14 protein-coding genes are annotated in these 18,697 nt (G+C 23.7%); 3 read left to right on the forward strand and 11 right to left on the reverse strand.

Translation table 11 applies throughout. The features are described 5' to 3' along the window. Window positions 1-18 precede the first annotated feature (18 nt). Both K645_RS03000 and K645_RS03005 read right to left on the reverse strand, forming a co-directional pair. Complete coding sequence (locus K645_RS03000; protein ID WP_022565403.1) at window positions 19-2,037, reverse strand: HD family phosphohydrolase; 2,019 nt, start codon at window positions 2,035-2,037, stop codon at window positions 19-21. A gap of 97 nt (window positions 2,038-2,134) precedes the next feature. Further along, on the reverse strand, window positions 2,135-2,653 hold the full coding sequence (locus K645_RS03005; RefSeq protein WP_022565404.1) for an Lrp/AsnC family transcriptional regulator: 519 nt from the start codon (window positions 2,651-2,653) through the stop codon (window positions 2,135-2,137). A gap of 440 nt (window positions 2,654-3,093) precedes the next feature. Between K645_RS03005 and tsaD the strand changes: the two genes are divergently transcribed. Further along, window positions 3,094-4,128, forward strand: coding sequence for a tRNA (adenosine(37)-N6)-threonylcarbamoyltransferase complex transferase subunit TsaD (gene tsaD, locus K645_RS03010; protein WP_022565405.1), 1,035 nt, complete (start codon window positions 3,094-3,096; stop codon window positions 4,126-4,128). Between the two features lie 16 nt (window positions 4,129-4,144). On the opposite strand, the gene gcvP is transcribed toward tsaD, so the two are convergent. Next, window positions 4,145-7,039, reverse strand: a complete 2,895-nt coding sequence (gcvP, locus tag K645_RS03015) for an aminomethyl-transferring glycine dehydrogenase (protein ID WP_022565406.1) — start codon at window positions 7,037-7,039, stop codon at window positions 4,145-4,147. 88 nt (window positions 7,040-7,127) lie between these two features. Here gcvP and mdh point away from each other — a divergent pair, with 88 nt between their 5' ends. Then, window positions 7,128-8,057 (forward strand): malate dehydrogenase, encoded by a 930-nt coding sequence (gene mdh / locus K645_RS03020; protein ID WP_041936115.1) that lies wholly within the window; start codon window positions 7,128-7,130, stop codon window positions 8,055-8,057. Window positions 8,058-8,077: 20 nt separating this feature from the next. Here mdh and K645_RS03025 read toward each other — a convergent pair whose 3' ends face one another. Next, entirely contained in the window at window positions 8,078-8,719 is a 642-nt protein-coding gene (locus tag K645_RS03025) for a thiamine diphosphokinase (RefSeq protein WP_022565408.1), read from the reverse strand. Next, entirely contained in the window at window positions 8,716-9,453 is a 738-nt protein-coding gene (gene lptB, locus K645_RS03030) for an LPS export ABC transporter ATP-binding protein (RefSeq protein ID WP_022565409.1), read from the reverse strand. The genes K645_RS03025 and lptB overlap by 4 nt, the downstream gene beginning before the upstream one ends. A 1-nt stretch (window position 9,454) precedes the next feature. Between lptB and K645_RS03035 the strand changes: the two genes are divergently transcribed. Continuing rightward, window positions 9,455-10,765 carry a peptidylprolyl isomerase gene (locus K645_RS03035; RefSeq protein ID WP_235043316.1) on the forward strand — a complete coding sequence of 437 codons (1,311 nt, stop codon included), beginning with the start codon at window positions 9,455-9,457 and terminating at the stop codon, window positions 10,763-10,765. Here the strand turns inward: K645_RS03035 and K645_RS03040 are convergent, their stop codons facing one another. From K645_RS03040 to K645_RS00005, 6 genes are read right to left on the reverse strand one after another with little or no spacing between them, the layout of a single operon-like run. Further along, window positions 10,766-12,514, reverse strand: coding sequence for an ABC transporter ATP-binding protein (locus K645_RS03040; protein ID WP_022565411.1), 1,749 nt, complete (start codon window positions 12,512-12,514; stop codon window positions 10,766-10,768). It abuts the gene before it with no gap. Continuing rightward, a complete protein-coding gene (gene truA, locus K645_RS03045) occupies window positions 12,498-13,253 on the reverse strand; it encodes a tRNA pseudouridine(38-40) synthase TruA (protein ID WP_022565412.1) in 756 nt (251 codons plus the stop codon). The genes K645_RS03040 and truA overlap by 17 nt, the downstream gene beginning before the upstream one ends. A gap of 6 nt (window positions 13,254-13,259) precedes the next feature. Then, window positions 13,260-14,447, reverse strand: a complete 1,188-nt coding sequence (locus K645_RS03050) for an aspartate aminotransferase family protein (RefSeq protein ID WP_022565413.1) — start codon at window positions 14,445-14,447, stop codon at window positions 13,260-13,262. A gap of 12 nt (window positions 14,448-14,459) precedes the next feature. Next, the gene (locus K645_RS03055; RefSeq protein ID WP_022565414.1) at window positions 14,460-16,151 is read right to left on the reverse strand and encodes an OstA-like protein; all 1,692 of its coding nucleotides are present in this window, start codon (window positions 16,149-16,151) and stop codon (window positions 14,460-14,462) included. Between the two features lie 32 nt (window positions 16,152-16,183). Continuing rightward, on the reverse strand, window positions 16,184-16,567 hold the full coding sequence (locus K645_RS03060; RefSeq protein ID WP_041936116.1) for a RidA family protein: 384 nt from the start codon (window positions 16,565-16,567) through the stop codon (window positions 16,184-16,186). Window positions 16,568-16,572: 5 nt separating this feature from the next. Next, entirely contained in the window at window positions 16,573-18,696 is a 2,124-nt protein-coding gene (locus tag K645_RS00005; RefSeq protein ID WP_022565416.1) for a putative LPS assembly protein LptD, read from the reverse strand. Window position 18,697 lies beyond the last annotated feature (1 nt).

Genomic DNA, 18,697 nt, shown 5'->3' on the forward strand with positions numbered 1-18,697 from the left:
AAATAATTCTATATTAAATTAAAGCTTAGGATATTCGATTCTAGTGTGATAAATATTCCTTAATTTATTTTTTAGAACTTGTTTGACTTTTTCTATTTCTTTTAAAGTAATGTCTGCATTAGAAAATTGATTTTCAATTTTTTGTTTTTTTATTATGTTTTCTACTAAATTATCTAAATCTTTAGCAGACGGATTTTTGATACTTTTTGAAGCCGCTTCTACAGAATCAGCGATCATGACAATAGCAGTTTCTTTGGAAAATGGTTTGGGTCCAGAATATTGAAATTGTTTTTTATCCACTTTTATTTGGATATTTTTTTTTTGTTTTTCATAAAAATAATAAACAATACTATTTCCATGATGAGTGCGTATAAAATCAGTAACTGGATCAGGTAAGTGATATTTTTTTGCAAGTTCAACTCCTACTGATACATGTTCTAAAATAATTTTTGCACTTTCTTTCGGATTTAATTCTTTATGAGGGTCAATTATATTCTGTTGGTTTTCAGTAAAAAATGTAGAATTTTTAATTTTTCCTATATCATGATAAATTGCACCTATTCTTACTAATAAAGAGTTAGCCCCAATTGCAACAGCAGCTTCTTCTGCAATGTTTGCTACTGTCAAAACATGTTGTAAAGTACCTGGAGCTTTTTGAGACAATAATCTTAATATAGGAGTATTGGTGTCAGACAATTCTAATAATGAAATATCTGAAGTTAAATTCAATAATTTTTCGAAAAGAAATATTAATGGATGAACAAACAAAGTTAAAATTCCACTAAAAAAAAATAAAGAAAAAGTATATAAAGAAATTTTTTCCAAAGATCCTTCACGGATTAAAGTGAGTAAACTAAAAGTCATAATATAAGTAATGATTATTTTTGTTGCAGCAATAAAAAGATTTGCCATCTTATAAAGATTTTGTTTCGTTAACATAACTAAAAGACCTGTAGTAATTTGAACAAAAATAAATTCAAAACTATTTGGTGTAATTAATGACAATAATAAAATAGTTATTAAATGAATAAAAATACTCAAATTAAAATTGAAGAAAGCTCGTATGCTTATAGGGAGTATGCAAAAAGGAATAATGTATAATATTTTAGAATGATATTTTAAAATTGTAATAGTAATTAATGATATTAATAATATATTTATAATCAAAAAATTTATTTCTCTATTATTATGGAATATTTTATTTTCAAAATAAAAAATGTATAATATAAACAGAATAAATATCATACTTATTATTAATAAGTATCCTATAATAAGACAGTAATATTTTTTTTTATTCCATATTTTATTTTCATATTCCTTTTTAAAAAAAGATAAAATTTTAAATTTTTTATTATTTATAATCTCATTATTTCTAATAATATTATCACCCTTTGTAAATGTGTATTCAATTTTTTTTATAGATTGAATTTTTTTTTGAAAAAAAAAATCAGTATAATATTGGCTATAAAATAAATTAGGAACGATAATTTTTCTTAAAAATTTTTTTAAAATTTTTGCACGATAACTTTTATTTCTAAAATGATTTTCAATAATATTATTAACTTTTTTATGATTGAAAATTCTTTTATATAAAATAGGAATCCATTTTTCATCCTTTTTCAAAAAAATGATGTTAATTTTGTTTGTAAAATTATTATAATCTTTTATGTATCCGTATTTATATATCGTACCAATAATTCTATGAACAATTTTATTGTAACGTTTGTTTTTTCGTATAAATGAAACTTTTCTTATCTTTTTTTTTATATTTTTTACTATTTTTTCATTTCTAATACAAAATATTTCTTTATTTTTTTTTAAGTTTTTAACTTCCCAATCTATATCTTGACTCGTTTTGGGAACTAAAAAATGAAATGGAGAAGATAAATTTCCATAAGACCATGTTTTTCCTTCTGAAAATTTATATTTTAAAATTTCTTTTTTAGGAAAGAAAAATGTCAATAATAAGATTGCAATAATTATAATTAATATTCTATATGCAATATTTTTATTATAAAATTTTAAAAAATTAGCCATTACCTAAAAATAGGATGAATTTTTTTTCTTTTTTAAAAAAGAAGTTTCATATTGAAATAATAAAAAATTATAATAATAATTGACAATTGTTATATTATTATATTTTTTTTTTATGATATCTTTTATGTTTTTGTAATATATTGGATAATAATCTATTTTCATCATTTATACTTTCTTCTAAACAAATAGTAGATTCTGTTCTTAGTACTCCTTTGATTTCACCTATTTTAGAAATCACATCTCTTGCATCTGAAGGATCTCTAGCAATAATTCTACAAAAAAGATTATATTTTCCTGAAGTTATGTATAGTTGAACTATATTTGGTATTTTTTTTAATTCTTCTTTTACTAATTGGGATTCACGAGAATCTGATAAAATTCCTACAAAAGCTATTAAATGAAATCCTAATGACTCATATCCTATGATTAAAGTACTTCCTTTTATAATCCCTGCATCTTCCAATTTTTTTACTCTGACATGAACTGTCCCAACTGATAATGGTTTGATTTCTTCACTAATTTGTTTACTAATTTCAGTATAGGGGGTTCTAGCATTTATATTTAGTTTTCTGACAATTGTATTGTCAATTTCGTCTGTATTATATCTTAGGATCATTGTTTTATATTTTTTTTATTATTTTTAAGGTATTAAAAATACCAAGATACAAAACTTTCTTTTGAAGAAGGAGATTATTATTTTACAATATATTCTATATGATAAAAATTGTTTTATATCTGATATACAATAAATTATAACATGATAATGATTGATTAATTTTCAATATCAACATTCAATGAAATTAATTGTAGTATATTGCATTTTTTTATTGTTTCATTTCATAAACACTGTAAAAAAAATTATAAAAACAATGATTTTTTCAAAAGTATATAAAAAATTTATTATCATATCATTTTTGAACAAAAATTTTACTAATCGTTAAAAATGATTTTTGTATCACAAGCAAAAAGTAAAAAATCTTTTTTATAAAATATAAAAGGGGTTCAAATTATTTTATATACTATATACTTGTCACTTGTCAAGTCTAAAAAAAGATTATGAAAAAAGAACCTATAATTATTGGAATAGAATCATCATGCGATGACACAGGTGTTTCTATTATTAGAAATAGAAATGTTCTATCTAATATTATTCTTCATCAAAAAATACATAAAAAATATGGAGGGGTGGTCCCTGAACTAGCATCAAGACTACATGATGTAAATATTCCAAAGGGAGTTAAGAAAGCTATTTTTTCAGCAAAAATAAACCGGAATGAAATTGATGCCGTATCTTTTACTTTAGGACCTGGACTAATCGGTCCGTTATTAGTTGGGACTTCTTTTGCAAAATCATTTTCCATGGGATTAGGAGTTCCATTACTAACTGTAAATCATGTACAAGCTCATATTCTTTCTCATTTTATACAAGATGCCAATCTTAACAAGGATTATTATCCAGAATTTCCATTTCTAGGTTTAGTTGTAAGTGGTGGGCATACCCAAATCATAAAAGTGAATGATTTTTTTAAAATGAAAATATTAGGATCTACTTTAGACGATTCTGTCGGAGAAGCTTTAGATAAAATTGCTAGAATATTAGGTTTTTATTATCCTGGTGGACCTATGATAGAATATTTTGCTAAAAATGGAAATAATAAAAAATTTACTTTTTCTAAGCCTAGAGTAAGTGGATTAGATTTTAGTTTTAGTGGATTCAAAAGCGATGTATTACAATTCATAAAAAATGAATCAAGAAACAATTCATTTTTTATAAAAAAAAATTTATCTGACATTTGTGCTTCTATACAAAAAATCATATCAGAAATACTTTTAGATAAAGTGAAAAAAGCTATTTTAAAAACTGGAATTTTCAGAATAGCTTTATCAGGAGGTGTTTCCGCTAATTATGAAATTAGAAAAACATTCATATCCCTTACAAAGAAAAATAAAAAATGTGAAGTTTTTATTCTAAAAAAAAAATATACCACTGATAATGGAGCAATGATAGCTATTGTAGGATTGCTAAAGTATAAAAGAAATTTATTTGATTCTGTTTATGTCACCCCATACTCAAAGTTTAAAACATTTTAACTGCTCACATTTTATTTTATATGCATGTACAAATTAAGTTCCTGTCACCATATGCATCATCAACACGGGTTACTGATGGCCAAAATTTTCTCTCTTTAATCCAAGATAAAGGATAAGCAGCTTTTTCTCTACTATAAGGATAATTCCATTCATTTTGAGTCAAAACATCTATATTATGCGGAGCATTTTTTAAAACATTATTTTTCTTAGAAAACTTTCCATTTTCAATTTCTTTGATTTCTTGTCTTATACTAATAAGAGTTTCAATGAAACGATCTAGTTCTTCTTTAGATTCGCTTTCTGTAGGTTCGATCATCATACATCCTTCTACAGGAAAAGATATAGTAGGAGCATGATATCCGTAATCCATCATTCTTTTTGCTATATCTATAACTCCTATGTTCATAGATTTAAAAATTCTACAGTCTATAATTAATTCATGCGCTACAGTATTATTTTCTCCTACGTATAATATGTTATAAAATTCTCTCAATTTTTCTTTAATATAATTTGCATTTAATATAGATATTTCTGTACACATTCTAAGTCCGTCTGGCCCCAATAAACGAATATAAGCATAAGAAATTGTTAAAATTAAAGAAGAACCGTATGGAGAAGAGGAAATCGTCAATATTTTGTCTTCTTTTCTTTTATTTTCTTCCTGCTGTTTTTTTTGAAAAGGATGTTTTGGTAAAAAAGGTTTTAAATGTGAAGCGACACAAATAGGCCCCATCCCAGGTCCTCCACCTCCATGAGGAATAGCAAAAGTTTTATGAAGATTTAAATGACAAATATCTACTCCTAAATATGCCGGCTTTATTAATCCTACCTGAGCATTCATATTGGCTCCATCCATATAAACTTGTCCCCCACTATCATGAATGATTTTTATAATTTCCTGAATATTTTTTTCATATATACCATAAGTAGAAGGATAAGTGATCATTAATGTAGATAATGAATCTTTATTTTCTTTTACTTTTTTTAATAAATCATTTTGATTAATAGATCCATCATTTTTTGTATCTATTAGTATGACCTTCATCCCTGCCATATATGCTGAAGCAGGATTTGTTCCATGAGAAGAAGAAGGAATTAATGTAACATTTCTTCGAAATTCTTGTAATGAATGATGATAACATTTTATAGTCATAAGTCCAGCGTATTCTCCTTGAGCTCCTGAATTGGGTTGTAAAGAGATTTCAGAAAATCCAGTAATTTCCTTCAGATATTTTTTTAAATTTTGAATCACAATATGATACCCCATAGCTTGTTTATCAGGAACAAAAGGATGTACGTCTCTCCATTCATGTTGACTCAAAGAAAATAATTCTGAAGAAGCGTTTAATTTCATAGTACATGATCCAAGTGGAATCATAGAATGAGTTAAGGATATATCTTTTTTTTCTAGTCTTTTTATATAACGCATCAGCTCATTTTCTGAATAAAATTTTTTGAAAATTTTATGTTTCAAAAAATTAGAAGTTCTTTTTAAAGAATTAGGAAATTTATATTCATCATGAATATTTTGATGACATTTTTTTACATACGTTTTTTTATTTTTATTATATGCTTCATAAAAAATTGATAAAATATGATTGATATCTTCTTGACAAGTAGTTTCATCTAAAGTGATGGTTAGATAATTTTGATTGATATATCTAAAATTCGTTTTTTTACGTTCTGCTACTTTTCTTATTTTTATTACGTGATCTGTTTTAATTCTAAGAGTATCAAAATAAAAATCATTTACTTGAAAAATATGGTTTATATTATTTATTAATAAAAATTCTAATTTTTTAGCATATTCATGAATACGTTTCGCAATTTCTGTTAATCCTTCTTTTCCATGATATAAAGCATACATAGAAGCCATGACAGCAGGAAGTACTTGTGAAGTACAAATATTAGAAGTCGCTTTTTCTCTTTTGATATGTTGTTCTCTTGTTTGTAACGCCATACGAAAAGCTTTTTTATTATTTTGATCCACAGATACTCCAATAATTCTTCCAGGAAGAAAACGTTTATATTGTTCATGAGTAGAAAAAAAAGCAGCATGAGGCCCCCCATATCCCATAGGAATACCAAAAGACTGACTGGATCCTATAACTACATCAGCTCCCCATTCTCCCGGAGGTTTTAACAAAGATAAGGATAAAAGATCTGCAGAAACTATTATTGATATTTTCTTCCGTTTTGCATATTCAACTGTTTCCGCATAATCATATATCTTTCCTAAACTAGAAGGATAAGATATTATATCCGAATATTTTTTTTTATTATATTTTTTTAAATTTTTATGAGTATCATTTATAACATGTATCCCTAATCCAAAACATCTTGTTTTCAAAACCGCAAAAGTTTGAGGGAAGATCTCATTTGAAATAAAAAAATAATAATTATTATCTATTTGTTTTTTTTTGATTTTTTCTTGAAAAATCATGAACATAGCATCAGATGCTGCCGTAGATTCATCTAACATAGAAGCATTACTAATTTTCATTCCAGTTAAGTCAGAAATCATAGTTTGAAAATTAATTAAAGCTTCTAATCTTCCTTGAGATATTTCTGATTGATAAGGAGTATAAGGGGTGTACCAACTAGGATTTTCTAAAATATTTCTTTGAATAACACTTGGAGTAATCGTATTTTTATATCCTAATCCTATGTAAGAACGATAAATTTTATTTTTTTTACTTATTCTATAAATATGTTTCAAATATTGATATTCAGAAATAGAGTGTGGGAGATCTAATCGTTTTTTTAAACGTATTTCTTTAGGCACTGTTTTATTTATAAAATCTTTAATAGAAGAACATTGCAATGTTTTTAACATATCATTAATTTCATTAAAAGATGCGCCTATATGTCTAAAACAAAATTTTTTTCTTATAAGGGAATCCTCTTTCATAAAAATTGTGTTTATCTTTAGAAATTACAAATTTAGATAAATAAGATTATCATTAAACATATTAAACATGTTAATAAAAAAAAATAAAATGAAAATTACTATTATTGGAGCAGGAAATGTAGGAGCTTCTTGTGCTAGTTTATTAGCTCAAAAAGATATAGTCAAAAAAATTGTATTGTTAGATATTAGAGAAAAACTTTCAGAAGGAAAAAGTTTAGATATATCTCAAATGCTTTCTATGATGGAATCAAATACTGAAATTATTGGAATATCTAATGATTATTATCAATCCAAAAATTCTGAAATCATTATTATTACTTGTGGGATTCCTAGAAAACCTGGAATGAATAGAGATGATCTTATCAAGACTAATGCAAAAATTATTAGTTCTGTAACCAAAAAATCTATTTTTTTATCTCCAAAAGCTAAATTTATTATTGTATCCAATCCATTGGATGTTATGGCGTATGTGAGTTATATGACTGCAAAAATAGATTCTTCTCGTATAATTGGAATGGCTGGCATATTAGATTCTACTAGATATCGTTTTTTTTTATCAAAAAAAATCAATGTTTCTCCTATTGATATACAATCTTTACTATTAGGAGGACATGGGGATACAATGGTTCCTTTATATAGATACACATCTGTATCAGGTATCCCTATTAAAGAATTTTTATCAGAAGAAGAAAATGACATAATTATTGATAAAACAAAAAAAGGAGGAGAAGAAATAATAAATTTATTAGGAACATCTGCTTGGATGGCTCCTAGTGCATCTGTTGTTAAAATAGTGGAAGCTATTTTAAAAGATTCTAAACGCATTTTTTCTTGTTCTGCTTTTTTAACAGGACAATATGGGTTAAAAAACTTATTTTTGGGAGTTCCAGTCATTTTAGGAAAATATGGAATAGAAAAAATTGTAGAATTACAATTGAATGAAAAAGAAAACAATCTTTTGATCAAATCTGCAGACCATGTACGAAATATGATTAGTAAACTTGAAAATTTTGATTGAAGAATAAGAATATTTGAAATCTATCTTTCTATAAAGATTAATAATTCTCCATTTTTATAATGGATTTCTATTTTTTGATTATAGTTATAAGCTTCATTTCTTATCCCTATATTTTTTCCTATTTTTAATAATCCTTTTTTTATGGAATATCTTAAACCGTAAGTGTATAATCCTTCTACTTTAGGAAATGGAAATAAAGATACTTTCTTATTTTTTTTCTGATAAAAATAGGTTTTTTTGTCAGAAAAAAAATAAGAATGATATTTATCATGAAATATAATGGATAATTTATCTTTATATTTTAGAGCTGTAGAAAGATTTCCCAAAAAATGATCTTGTTCGACTCCATTTGCCCCCCAAACATTTATATTTAGAAATCCTTTATCATAAACAATGTTTAAAGCTTTATCAAAATCAGTATACCTCTGATCATAAGTTTTCAATATACGAGTTTTTAAAGGTATATTAAGTATATCTTTTTTTAAAAGAGAATCAAAATCACCAATAATATAATCCACTGAAACTCCAAATGTATTCAAATAATAAAAAGCCCCATCCACTGCAAATATTTTTTTATAAAAAGAAAATTTTTCCTCTAAAAAAGGAGGAATTTCTCCATTCAGAAATAATCCTACTTCCGGTCCATCAAATCGATGATTCATTTTTTTATTTTTTTAAAATTTATGATTTTATTTCCTAAATAAATTTTCCTAACTATAGGATCTTGCATAATTTTTGTAGTATTTCCATATTTTATGATTGTTCCATTAAACATTAAATAAATACGATCTGTTATTGTAAATATTTCTTGCACATTATGATCTGTCATTAATATTCCTATATTTTTGTTCTTCAAAGAAAGAATTATTTCTTGTAATTCTTCTATAGAAATTGGATCTATTCCAGAAAAAGGTTCATCTAAAAGAACAAATTTAGGATTTGTAGCTAAACATCTAGCAATTTCGGTCCGTCTTCGTTCTCCTCCAGAAATAAGATCCCCCCGATGATTTCTGATTTTTTTCAATCTTAATTCTTCAAGAAGTTTTTCCATTATTTTTATTCTTTCTGAGTTTGATATTTTTTGCATTTCTAAAATGCAAAGAATATTATCTTCCACAGATAATTTTCTAAATATAGATGGTTCTTGAGATAAATATCCAATTCCTTTTTTAGAACGTTGATACATTGGATTTGATGTAATGTTTTGATTATAAAGAAATATTTTTCCTTTATCTGGTTTAATTAATCCTATAATCATATAAAATGAAGTTGTTTTTCCCGCACCGTTAGGACCTATTAATCCTACTATCTCTCCCTCTTTTAATTGGATTGAAACATTTTTTACTATATATTTATTTTTGTATTTCTTATATATATTATCAACTTTTAAAGTCATAATGTCAATAATCTTTAAAATTTTTTTTTCAGTAAAAAAATATGAATATTTGTATGTTATGATGAGTTTTGTAAAAATAAAAAAATGTTTTATTATTATTCCATTTTTATGTGTTTTCTTTTCATATTCTTCTAGTTTAGAAAAGATGAGTGGAATTTCTTTAGTAATCGGAAACGATATCATTTTAAATTCTGAAATTAAAAGTGACAAAAAATCGTTTTGTAACACTGATGTTTTAAATGATTTTTTTATACAAAAATTGATGCTTTATTATGCAAAAAAAGATAAAAGCATACAAATCAATAATAAAGAATTAGAATTGAAAACTCAAGCGTTTTTGTCAGAAATGAGAAAAAAATATATAAACCAAAAAGAATTTTTAATACAGTTTGAAAATGAAAACTTTTTAAAGGAATTAACTAAAGAAATTGAAAATAGACAGTATATAGAAAAAATTTACAATAAAATAACAGAAGATGTAGAAGTTTCTCCTCAAGAGATAAAACATTTTTTGACTAATAAACAGAATCAAATTCCTCATACGTCCAAAAAAATATGTATTTCTTATGCGGTATTCTATCCTAAATTAAGTAAAATTAACAAAAAAAAAATTGATTTTTTAAATCAAATTAAAAAAGAAATACATTCTGATATTGATTTTGCCACAAAAGCTATTTTATTTTCTGAAGATGATTATTCCGCATTCAAAGGTGGTTTTGTTAAAGGTGTAAAAATAAATAATGTTCCAATGAAATTAGGACATTTCATTTTATCTTTAAAAGAAGGAGAAATATCAGAACCGTTTGAAACGGATTTAGGGTTTCATATCATAAAATTAGAAAAAAAAAGAAAAGATGAAATTGATTTTAGACATATTTTGATCAAACCTAAATATTCAAAATATGAATTATATAAAATAAAATTATTTTTAGAATCTTTCAGAAAACATATTCTTATTCATAAAATAGATTTAGATAAAATTCCCGGTTTATTGAATAATAGCAAAATAGTAAATGTAGTGGTTCAAAATAAAATTTGGATTGATGAAGATCAATTATCAAAAAATATGAAAAAAATATTCCTTTTTTTAAAAAAAGGAAAAATTACTAATCCTTATAAGGAAACTATAAATGGAAAAGAAGCATTTGTTATAATTAAGTTGTTAGATGAAATTCCATCTAAACCCCTTTCTTTTGAAAAAAATTACACCATATTAAAAGATATTGTAATCAGTATCAAAAAAAAAGATAAAATAAAAAATTGGGCAAAAGAAATATTAAGAAAAACTTATTATGAAAAGATTGATTGTTAATTATTTTTTATTAAAAGATTCTTTGTATAATCCAGCATAGTATCCATTTAATTGAATTAATTCTTTGTGAGTCCCTTTTTCTACAATATATCCTTTATCAATAGCTAATATTTTGTCAGCATTTTCTAATGTAGAAAGACGGTGAGTAATAATAATGGAAGTTTTTTTCTTAGTTAAAAAATCTGTAGCACGATAAATCGTTTTTTCTAATTCTTTATTTAAGGATGCGGTAGCTTCATCTAAAATAAGTATAGAATAAGGATGCATTTGAACTCTTAAAAAGGAAATCAATTGTTTTTCCCCAATAGATAATAAATTTCCTCTTTCCTTGACTATAAATTTATATCCATTAGGTAAAGATGTGATAAAATTATGTATTCCTATTTTTTTTGCCATATTTTCTATCTGATCAATACTAATAGATGGATTTCCTAAAGTAATGTTATTGATGATTGAATCATTAAATAAAAAAGTATCTTGCGTTACTACTCTTATATGGGATCTTAAATTCTTTAATTCTATATCTTGAATAGAATGCCCGTCAATCCAAATATTACCTTTTTTTATTTCATAAAATCTAGAAATTAAATGAGTAATTGTAGATTTTCCAGAACCTGTTGATCCTACTATAGCAACTTTTTCTCCTGGTTTAATTTCAAAAGAAACTCCATTTAATACCATTTCATCATCTATATAAGAGAAATGAACATTATTAAATACAATATGTCCTTTTAATTTTTTAAAACGTAAGTTCCCTTTATTAATAATGATTTCTTCAGAATTTAATATAGAAAATATGCGTTCTATCCCAGATATTCCTCTTTGTATAATATTAAATCTATCAGCTATCTGTCGCAGAGGACGAAAAAGAAGGTAAATAAAAAAAATAAAAGCAATGATTTGTCCTGGTTTAACATTTCCTTTTTCAATTGCATGAAATCCTCCATAAAATATAATAATACTTATTGTTATTGCAGAAATTATTTCTACTATAGGAAAAAAAATAGAAAAGTAAAAAATAGTTTTGAAATGTGCGCTCATTAAGTCACGATTAATAGATTTAAATCTTAAATATTTTTCTTTTTCTTTATGAAAAAGTTGAATAATAGACATCCCTATAATATTTTCTTGTAAAAAACTATTTAAACGTGAAGTTTGAACACGTTCTTCATGAAATGTTTTTTTTAACGTTTTTTGAAAAAAACGAGTAATGATATACATAAAAGGAATAGTTAAAAAAACTATAAAAGATAGTTTTTGATGAACTGTATACATCATAATGATGATCATAATAATTCTTAATACATCTCCAGAAACAAGTAAAATTCCATCATTAAATATTACTGTTATTGTTTCTATATCTGATACAGAATAAGATACCAATTTACCTATTGGAGTTCTATTAAAAAATGAATTTTTAAAATGTAATAATTTCTCGAATAAAAGAATTCTAATTTTTTCAATTACATTTTGAGCTAATATATTAGATAGATATAATAAAATAAAATGAAATATACTTTCTATAAAAAGAAGTATAATTATTAGCATTAGTATGTTTTTTAATCCCATAAAATCTTTGTAAAGAATATGAATATCTATAGCTTTTTGTATTAATTTAGGCCTATAAGCAGATATAAAAGAAATTAATATAGAAGTAATAATTATTGATATTAGTATAAATTTATAATTTAGACTAATTCCAATCAACTGTTTTAAGGAGGAGTTTTGTTTATTAATTTTTTTTTTCATAAAAAATATCTTCTGGGTAAAGGATTTGAGTTAGAAATAGACCATGTGCAGGAACGATAAATTTGTAAAAATTAGAATTTTTTAATTCTATAATTTTTATAAATTCATCGATACTGATTTTATTTCTTCCCACATCAATAAGTGTACCTATAATAGCTCTAACCATCGATCTTAAAAATCGATTTGCTTCAATAGTAAAACATAAAACATTGTTCTTTTCAGACCAAGAAGCATGATAAATATGACATATATTATTTTCTTTTTCATCAGTTCGTTTTTTACAAAACGAACTGAAATCATTATATTCCATAAGCTTTTTTGAAGCTATATTCATTTTATGAACATTTAAGGAATAAAAACAGTACCAAGAGAAATCTTGATAAAATGGATTTTTTTCTCGTGTTAAATAATATTTGTATGTTCGCTTTATTGCATCAAATCTTGCATGAAGATTGTTTTTTACTGGAAAAATATTGAAGACTTTAATAGATTTCGGTAAAAAAATATTTAGTCTATCTACAAAATTATTTTTTATTTCTTTTTCAGAATCAAAATGAGCAAACATTTGTTTCGCATGAACCCCTTTATCCGTTCTTCCAGCACCTACAATATTTATAGATGTTTTCAATAATTTTGATAAACAATATTCCAATTTTTCTTCAACTGTATTTACTTTTTTTTGAATTTGCCATCCAAAAAAGTATTTACCATTATAAGCTAATTCAATAAAAAATCTCAATATTTTTTAAAGTTGATTCAAACTTTCAATAATAATAGAACATCCTTTTTGAATTTCACGTTTTGTGATAGTTAGAGGAGGAGATATACGTATAAAATTACTATGAAATAAAAAACGAAATAATATTAATCCTTTTTTCAAACAATATTTTAAAACCTTTTCCACAGTATTTTGATTTTTTAATTCAAAAGACAACAAAAGTCCTTTTCCATGAATATTTTTGATTTCATCATGATTCAAATATTTCTTAATACATTTTTCTTTTACTGATACTTGTTTCAATATATCAGAATTGATAAGTTGTCTTAAAGTTGCTAAAGAAGCAGAAGCAGAAACAGGATTTCCTCCAAAAGTCGTTAAATGCCCTAAAGGAGCAATATCAATAAAAGTTTTCATAATTTTTTTAGATGAGACAAAACCACTAATAGGCATTCCTCCTCCCATTCCTTTTCCTATTATCAAGATATCAGGAATAACATCATAATGTTCAAATGCAAAAAGTTTTCCTGTTCTTCCAAATCCAGTTTGGACTTCATCAAGTATCATTAAAGCTTTTTTTTTATCACATTGTTTTCTCACCTCTTTTAAAAAAGAAAAATCCGGTAATATAATTCCAGAAGAACATTGAATAGTTTCTAAAATGACACAAGCAGTTTTTTCAGTAATAGAACTTATTAATTCTTCTATATGATTAAATGTGATAAACTTAACTAAAGGTAACAAAGGCCTAAAAGATCTTTTATAATCTTCATGTCCCATAACACTCATAGAGCCATGTGTACTTCCATGATAAGACCACTTACAGGATATCATCTCTTCTTTTCCTGTATAACATTTAGCTAGTTTCAAGGCCCCTTCTACAGCTTCTGTTCCAGAATTAACTAGATAAGTGGTGTGAAGTGGATATGGAATATTTTTTGATATTTCTTTACAAAGTTTGACACAAGGACTTTGTATAAATTCTCCATATACCATAGTATGTAAATATTTATCGACTTGTTTTTTTATAGCTTCTTTAATTTTTTGATTTCCATGTCCTAGTACATTTACGGAAATACCTGCTACAAAATCTAGATATTTTTTTCCATCTTTCCCATAAATATAATTTCCATCAGCATAATCTACTATAATATTCATGGGATATGGATTCACTTGAGTTTGATACTGAAAAAAACATTTTTTTAATTCTTTCATGAAAATTTTATTCTATTTATTTTTTATCATAGTTTTAATTTGTTCTTTTTCTAACAAACTTTCTTTTTTATATTTGTCGATTTCTTTGTATAAAAGAAATTTTTTTTTATTTTTATCTAGTTTTTCTTTTTCTTTCCAAGAAAATTTAGAAAGATAAAGAAACTTATCAGAAATATTAATATTTTTATATACTGGAATAAGTTCTGAATAAACTTCTTTTTCACAAAAAATTTTTCTTATTTTTTTTGATTCATCCAAATATATTAATAGTATTTTACAAGATAATTTGTTAATTATTTTTTTTCCTTTATCAGTGTAAAGGAAAATAATGCTGTTAATATCTCCTTGAATTTTTACTTTTTCTAAAGAATTTTCTTTATTGAAAAAACCAATTATAATATCTCCTTCTATTTGATTAAATTCTTTTGAATTAATTTTTTCTATATAAAAAGCATTTTTAACAATTTTTATATATTTTAATAAATTGCTGTTTTCATTCCTAAGATAAATATATATGACTTTTCCAGTAATTTGTTTGTTTTGAATCCAAAATATAGGATTTCCATCAAAGTGCATATAGTTATTTGAAGATTCATAATTGAAAAAATCACATATTCCTTGAATATTTTCATTTAAAAAAAAACTTTTAACAGAAAAAGCTTGAATTGAATATGTATTATTTTTTTTTCTATTTATTTTTATAATATTTGAATAAATAAAAATCAAATTATTTTTTGATATTTTTATAATCTTGGGGTTTTCTTTTAGAATTAAAGAACTGGAATTAAAATCAAATTCTCCATATCCGCTTGTTAAAAAACATTTTTTAATTGAATCTTCTAATAGGATATTTTTAATAAATCCACATTTTGTTTTAAAATTAAAAAATAAATATCCTCCTCTAATGATTATACCGTTATAATGAAGACTTACATAATTTTTAAATAAAAATATTTTTTTTTGAACTAAAAACACAGCTTTTTGAGCGTAAATAAAATTATTAGAATTTGTATTCTGTATTATAATAACAGGATTATGAAAATTTACTTGATTTTGTACAAACAAATATTCTAATATATTAGCATATATAGTATAATTTTTATTATTCAATTGAATATCATGCTTTAACTCTATTTTTTTTTTATCAATATAAAAAAAACCTTCTTTGCTAGATATAGTATAATCATCTCCATAATAGAGAATGCTCTTTTTTTTATAAAAAATTTTATTTAATATTAAATCGTACTCTAATGAATTAGTCTTTAATTTAATTTTTCCGAAAAATAAAATAACATTGTCATTGACTTGAAGTAATTTTTTTTTAAAATTAAAATGAATGATGTCCCCCGTTAACCTGATTTTTCCTTGATACAAAATTACTTTACCTGATAATTTAAAATCGAAAAAATTACCTACTATATTTTGAGAAATTATTTTATTTTTTCCTGATTCTAATCTTACATTTCCATATCCATAATATTTATTATTTTTTTTTTGATATACAATTTTATTACAAAAAAGATGATATTTTTCATATTTTAAATGAACATTTCCTATTAAAATGAAAGATTGATTATGAACATCATTCTGTATTAAATCTGCATGAATTATTTGTATATTTTTTTTTATTTCATTTTCATTAGAAAATATTTTATTTAATGAAAATAATGAAAAAACAATAAAAATTAAAAACCCATATTTCACAATATTTTCATTATTTTCATTTATAAAATAATTTAATTTTTGTATGCTATTAAAGATATTTCAATATTGGCATTCTTAGGAAGACCAACAACTTCTACCGTTTCTCTAGCTGGATAACTCCCTTTATGAAAAAACTTAGAATAGACATTATTTATTATAGGAAAATTCCTCATATCTGTCACAAAAATAGAAGTTTTTATAACATTTTGGAATCCTATTCCATTTTCTGAAAGAATAATTTTTATATTTTCCATAACTTTTTTCGTTTCCATTTCTATATTATTGAAACCTAATTTTTTTGTATCTTCATAGACAGCTATTTGTCCAGAAATAAATAGAAAACCTCCAACCAAAACACATGTATTATATGGGCCATAAGATGGAATTTTCTCTATTGAAAATTTTTTTGGTATCATCATAATTAATTAATTTTTCTTTCATTATACTGTATGATATTCTTAAAATTAGGATCTTTTAATCCTATAAAAAAAGACCAATCAGAACTTTTTTCAAAATTCCAATTAAAACTCATTTCAAAACTTCTTAAATCTCTATTAAAAATGATATTAGCGAATATTATCTTTTTTTTCAAAAAATCATAATCTGTATGAAAACTTACTTTCCAATATTTTGTAATATTTATAGATCCATTTATACTTAATAAATTTTGAAACCATTTTTTTTTATTGAAATAATTTTCATAAATTGAACGAAAATCAATTTCTAAACTAAGCGGAATTGTATATTTTGCATAATTTTTTTGATCAAAAAAAAAGTAATCATAACGATTTTTTCCTTTTTTATTAAATTCATTTTTTACAGGTGAAAAATGAATATTATAATTGGAAAAAAAAGAAAAATCAAATAATATATTGTTTTGATTTTTCTTTTTTTCCTCTTCCCATTCCCAATTTATACCGGCTTTATACTTTGCTGCCAAATTTTTTGTTAAATCAACATCTCCCATGAGATAAAAATTTTTCCATTTTATAAAATTATTATCTAGAATAAATGAAAAATTCATTTCTTTAAAAATTTCTATTTTTTTGTATATATTAACATGGGGCCATGTGTTTTTTATTATCCAATTGTTATTTAAAATCAAATTGATCCTTTTTTCGAAATGATTTTTTACGTTATAAAAAACAGGAGGATAGTATATCATATGAAAAGATAAAATGGGTTCTATTTCATGTTTTAATAGGATACTCTTTTTTAATTTCCATATTTTATAAAATGGAACAGATATTATATTTGTTGAAATATCCATTTTTTGATAATTTGAAACATGAAAATAAGGAAGATCCCATGTATAAAGATCTTTATAAAAAATTTGAGATGAAATTTTTAAATAAGGATAAAAAAAAGAAGAATAAGCATTCATCATCATATAATGGTTAAATCCAGCATGAAAATACGTTGTGTTGTGAGACTCTATAGAATTTTTAAAAAATAATCTATTTTCAATATTTACATGACTTAAAAAAAGATTTTTTTTATCATCAAAAAGTATACTTTTAGTATATAAAATTAATTCTGGAATTATAAAATTGACTTTTTTTTTACTTGGGTTTTGAATCATATAAATATCCATAAACCATAAATAATCAGATAATTTTTTTCTTATATTGATATAAGAAAAATTTTCATTTTTTTTGTATAAAAAAGCATTATCATAATTAACATTTGCATTGAAACTCATTTCATTATTTGATTTCCTATCTGAATTATGTTTCCATTGAAATAAATAATTTTTTTTCTGAGTTGGTGTATTTTGATAATCAAAATCAATAAATCCATGATAAGAATATTTTAATTTATACTCTATTCTTGTTTTAATTTTCCATTTTTCTGTACCATATATAGAAGCATTCATTCTAAAATTTAATAAATCGGAAATAGGAAAAAATAAACCTATATCTTCCATATATATTTTTTTATTTTGAATTCCAAATTTTGGATACTTAAAACCATAAGGAGAAGGAGATTGATTAAACTTTATAGGCATGTAAAAAAAAGGTAGAAAAATAGGCATTGGAACTCTATACCAATAGAAAAAAATGGGACCAGAAAAAATATATTTTTTTGAATAAGAATATTTCAAATAATCTGTTTTCAAATAAAAATCAGGAGAGCTGTCTCTATCTTTTAAAAAAAAAGGATCTGATATATATATCACTTTTTTCATTAAAATATCCTCTTTTTTTTTCAAAAAATCATGGGCTATTATAATATAATTTTTTTCCTTTATATAAAAATTTTTTGCTTCCCCTATTTGATCATTTAGATTCATATGAATTTTACTGAAAGTATATTGATGATTATCTTTTTGTAAAAAAACAGATTTTTTTTTTGATTGAGCATATAAATCTCCATTTTTCCAATTAAATTCTATATAATCTGCTTTAATTTTTGTATTATAATATTCTATAGAGGCTTGTCCTTTTAAATATGATTTTCCTTCTTTTATATCATGCTCTTGTATATTGCTTATCGAAAATAGAAACAGAATAATATAAAATATGTAAAATCGGAGCTGATGCATC

This window comes from Blattabacterium sp. (Nauphoeta cinerea) (genome assembly GCF_000471965.1).
GTDB lineage: Bacteria > Bacteroidota > Bacteroidia > Flavobacteriales > Blattabacteriaceae > Blattabacterium.

What these genes read in the sequence shown, in the direction of transcription:
- lptB (WP_022565409.1), bottom strand. Translation starts at nt 9,453, where the DNA reads ATGACTTTAAAAGTTGATAATATATATAAGAAATACAAAAATAAATAT.
- K645_RS03035 (WP_235043316.1), top strand. Translation starts at nt 9,455, where the DNA reads ATGTCAATAATCTTTAAAATTTTTTTTTCAGTAAAAAAATATGAATAT.
- K645_RS03025 (WP_022565408.1), bottom strand. Translation starts at nt 8,719, where the DNA reads ATGAATCATCGATTTGATGGACCGGAAGTAGGATTATTTCTGAATGGA.
- K645_RS03060 (WP_041936116.1), bottom strand. Translation starts at nt 16,567, where the DNA reads ATGATACCAAAAAAATTTTCAATAGAGAAAATTCCATCTTATGGCCCA.
- gcvP (WP_022565406.1), bottom strand. Translation starts at nt 7,039, where the DNA reads ATGAAAGAGGATTCCCTTATAAGAAAAAAATTTTGTTTTAGACATATA.
- K645_RS03000 (WP_022565403.1), bottom strand. Translation starts at nt 2,037, where the DNA reads ATGGCTAATTTTTTAAAATTTTATAATAAAAATATTGCATATAGAATA.
- K645_RS03040 (WP_022565411.1), bottom strand. Translation starts at nt 12,514, where the DNA reads ATGAAAAAAAAAATTAATAAACAAAACTCCTCCTTAAAACAGTTGATT.
- K645_RS03005 (WP_022565404.1), bottom strand. Translation starts at nt 2,653, where the DNA reads ATGATCCTAAGATATAATACAGACGAAATTGACAATACAATTGTCAGA.
- mdh (WP_041936115.1), top strand. Translation starts at nt 7,128, where the DNA reads ATGAAAATTACTATTATTGGAGCAGGAAATGTAGGAGCTTCTTGTGCT.
- tsaD (WP_022565405.1), top strand. Translation starts at nt 3,094, where the DNA reads ATGAAAAAAGAACCTATAATTATTGGAATAGAATCATCATGCGATGAC.
- K645_RS00005 (WP_022565416.1), bottom strand. Translation starts at nt 18,696, where the DNA reads ATGCATCAGCTCCGATTTTACATATTTTATATTATTCTGTTTCTATTT.
- K645_RS03050 (WP_022565413.1), bottom strand. Translation starts at nt 14,447, where the DNA reads ATGAAAGAATTAAAAAAATGTTTTTTTCAGTATCAAACTCAAGTGAAT.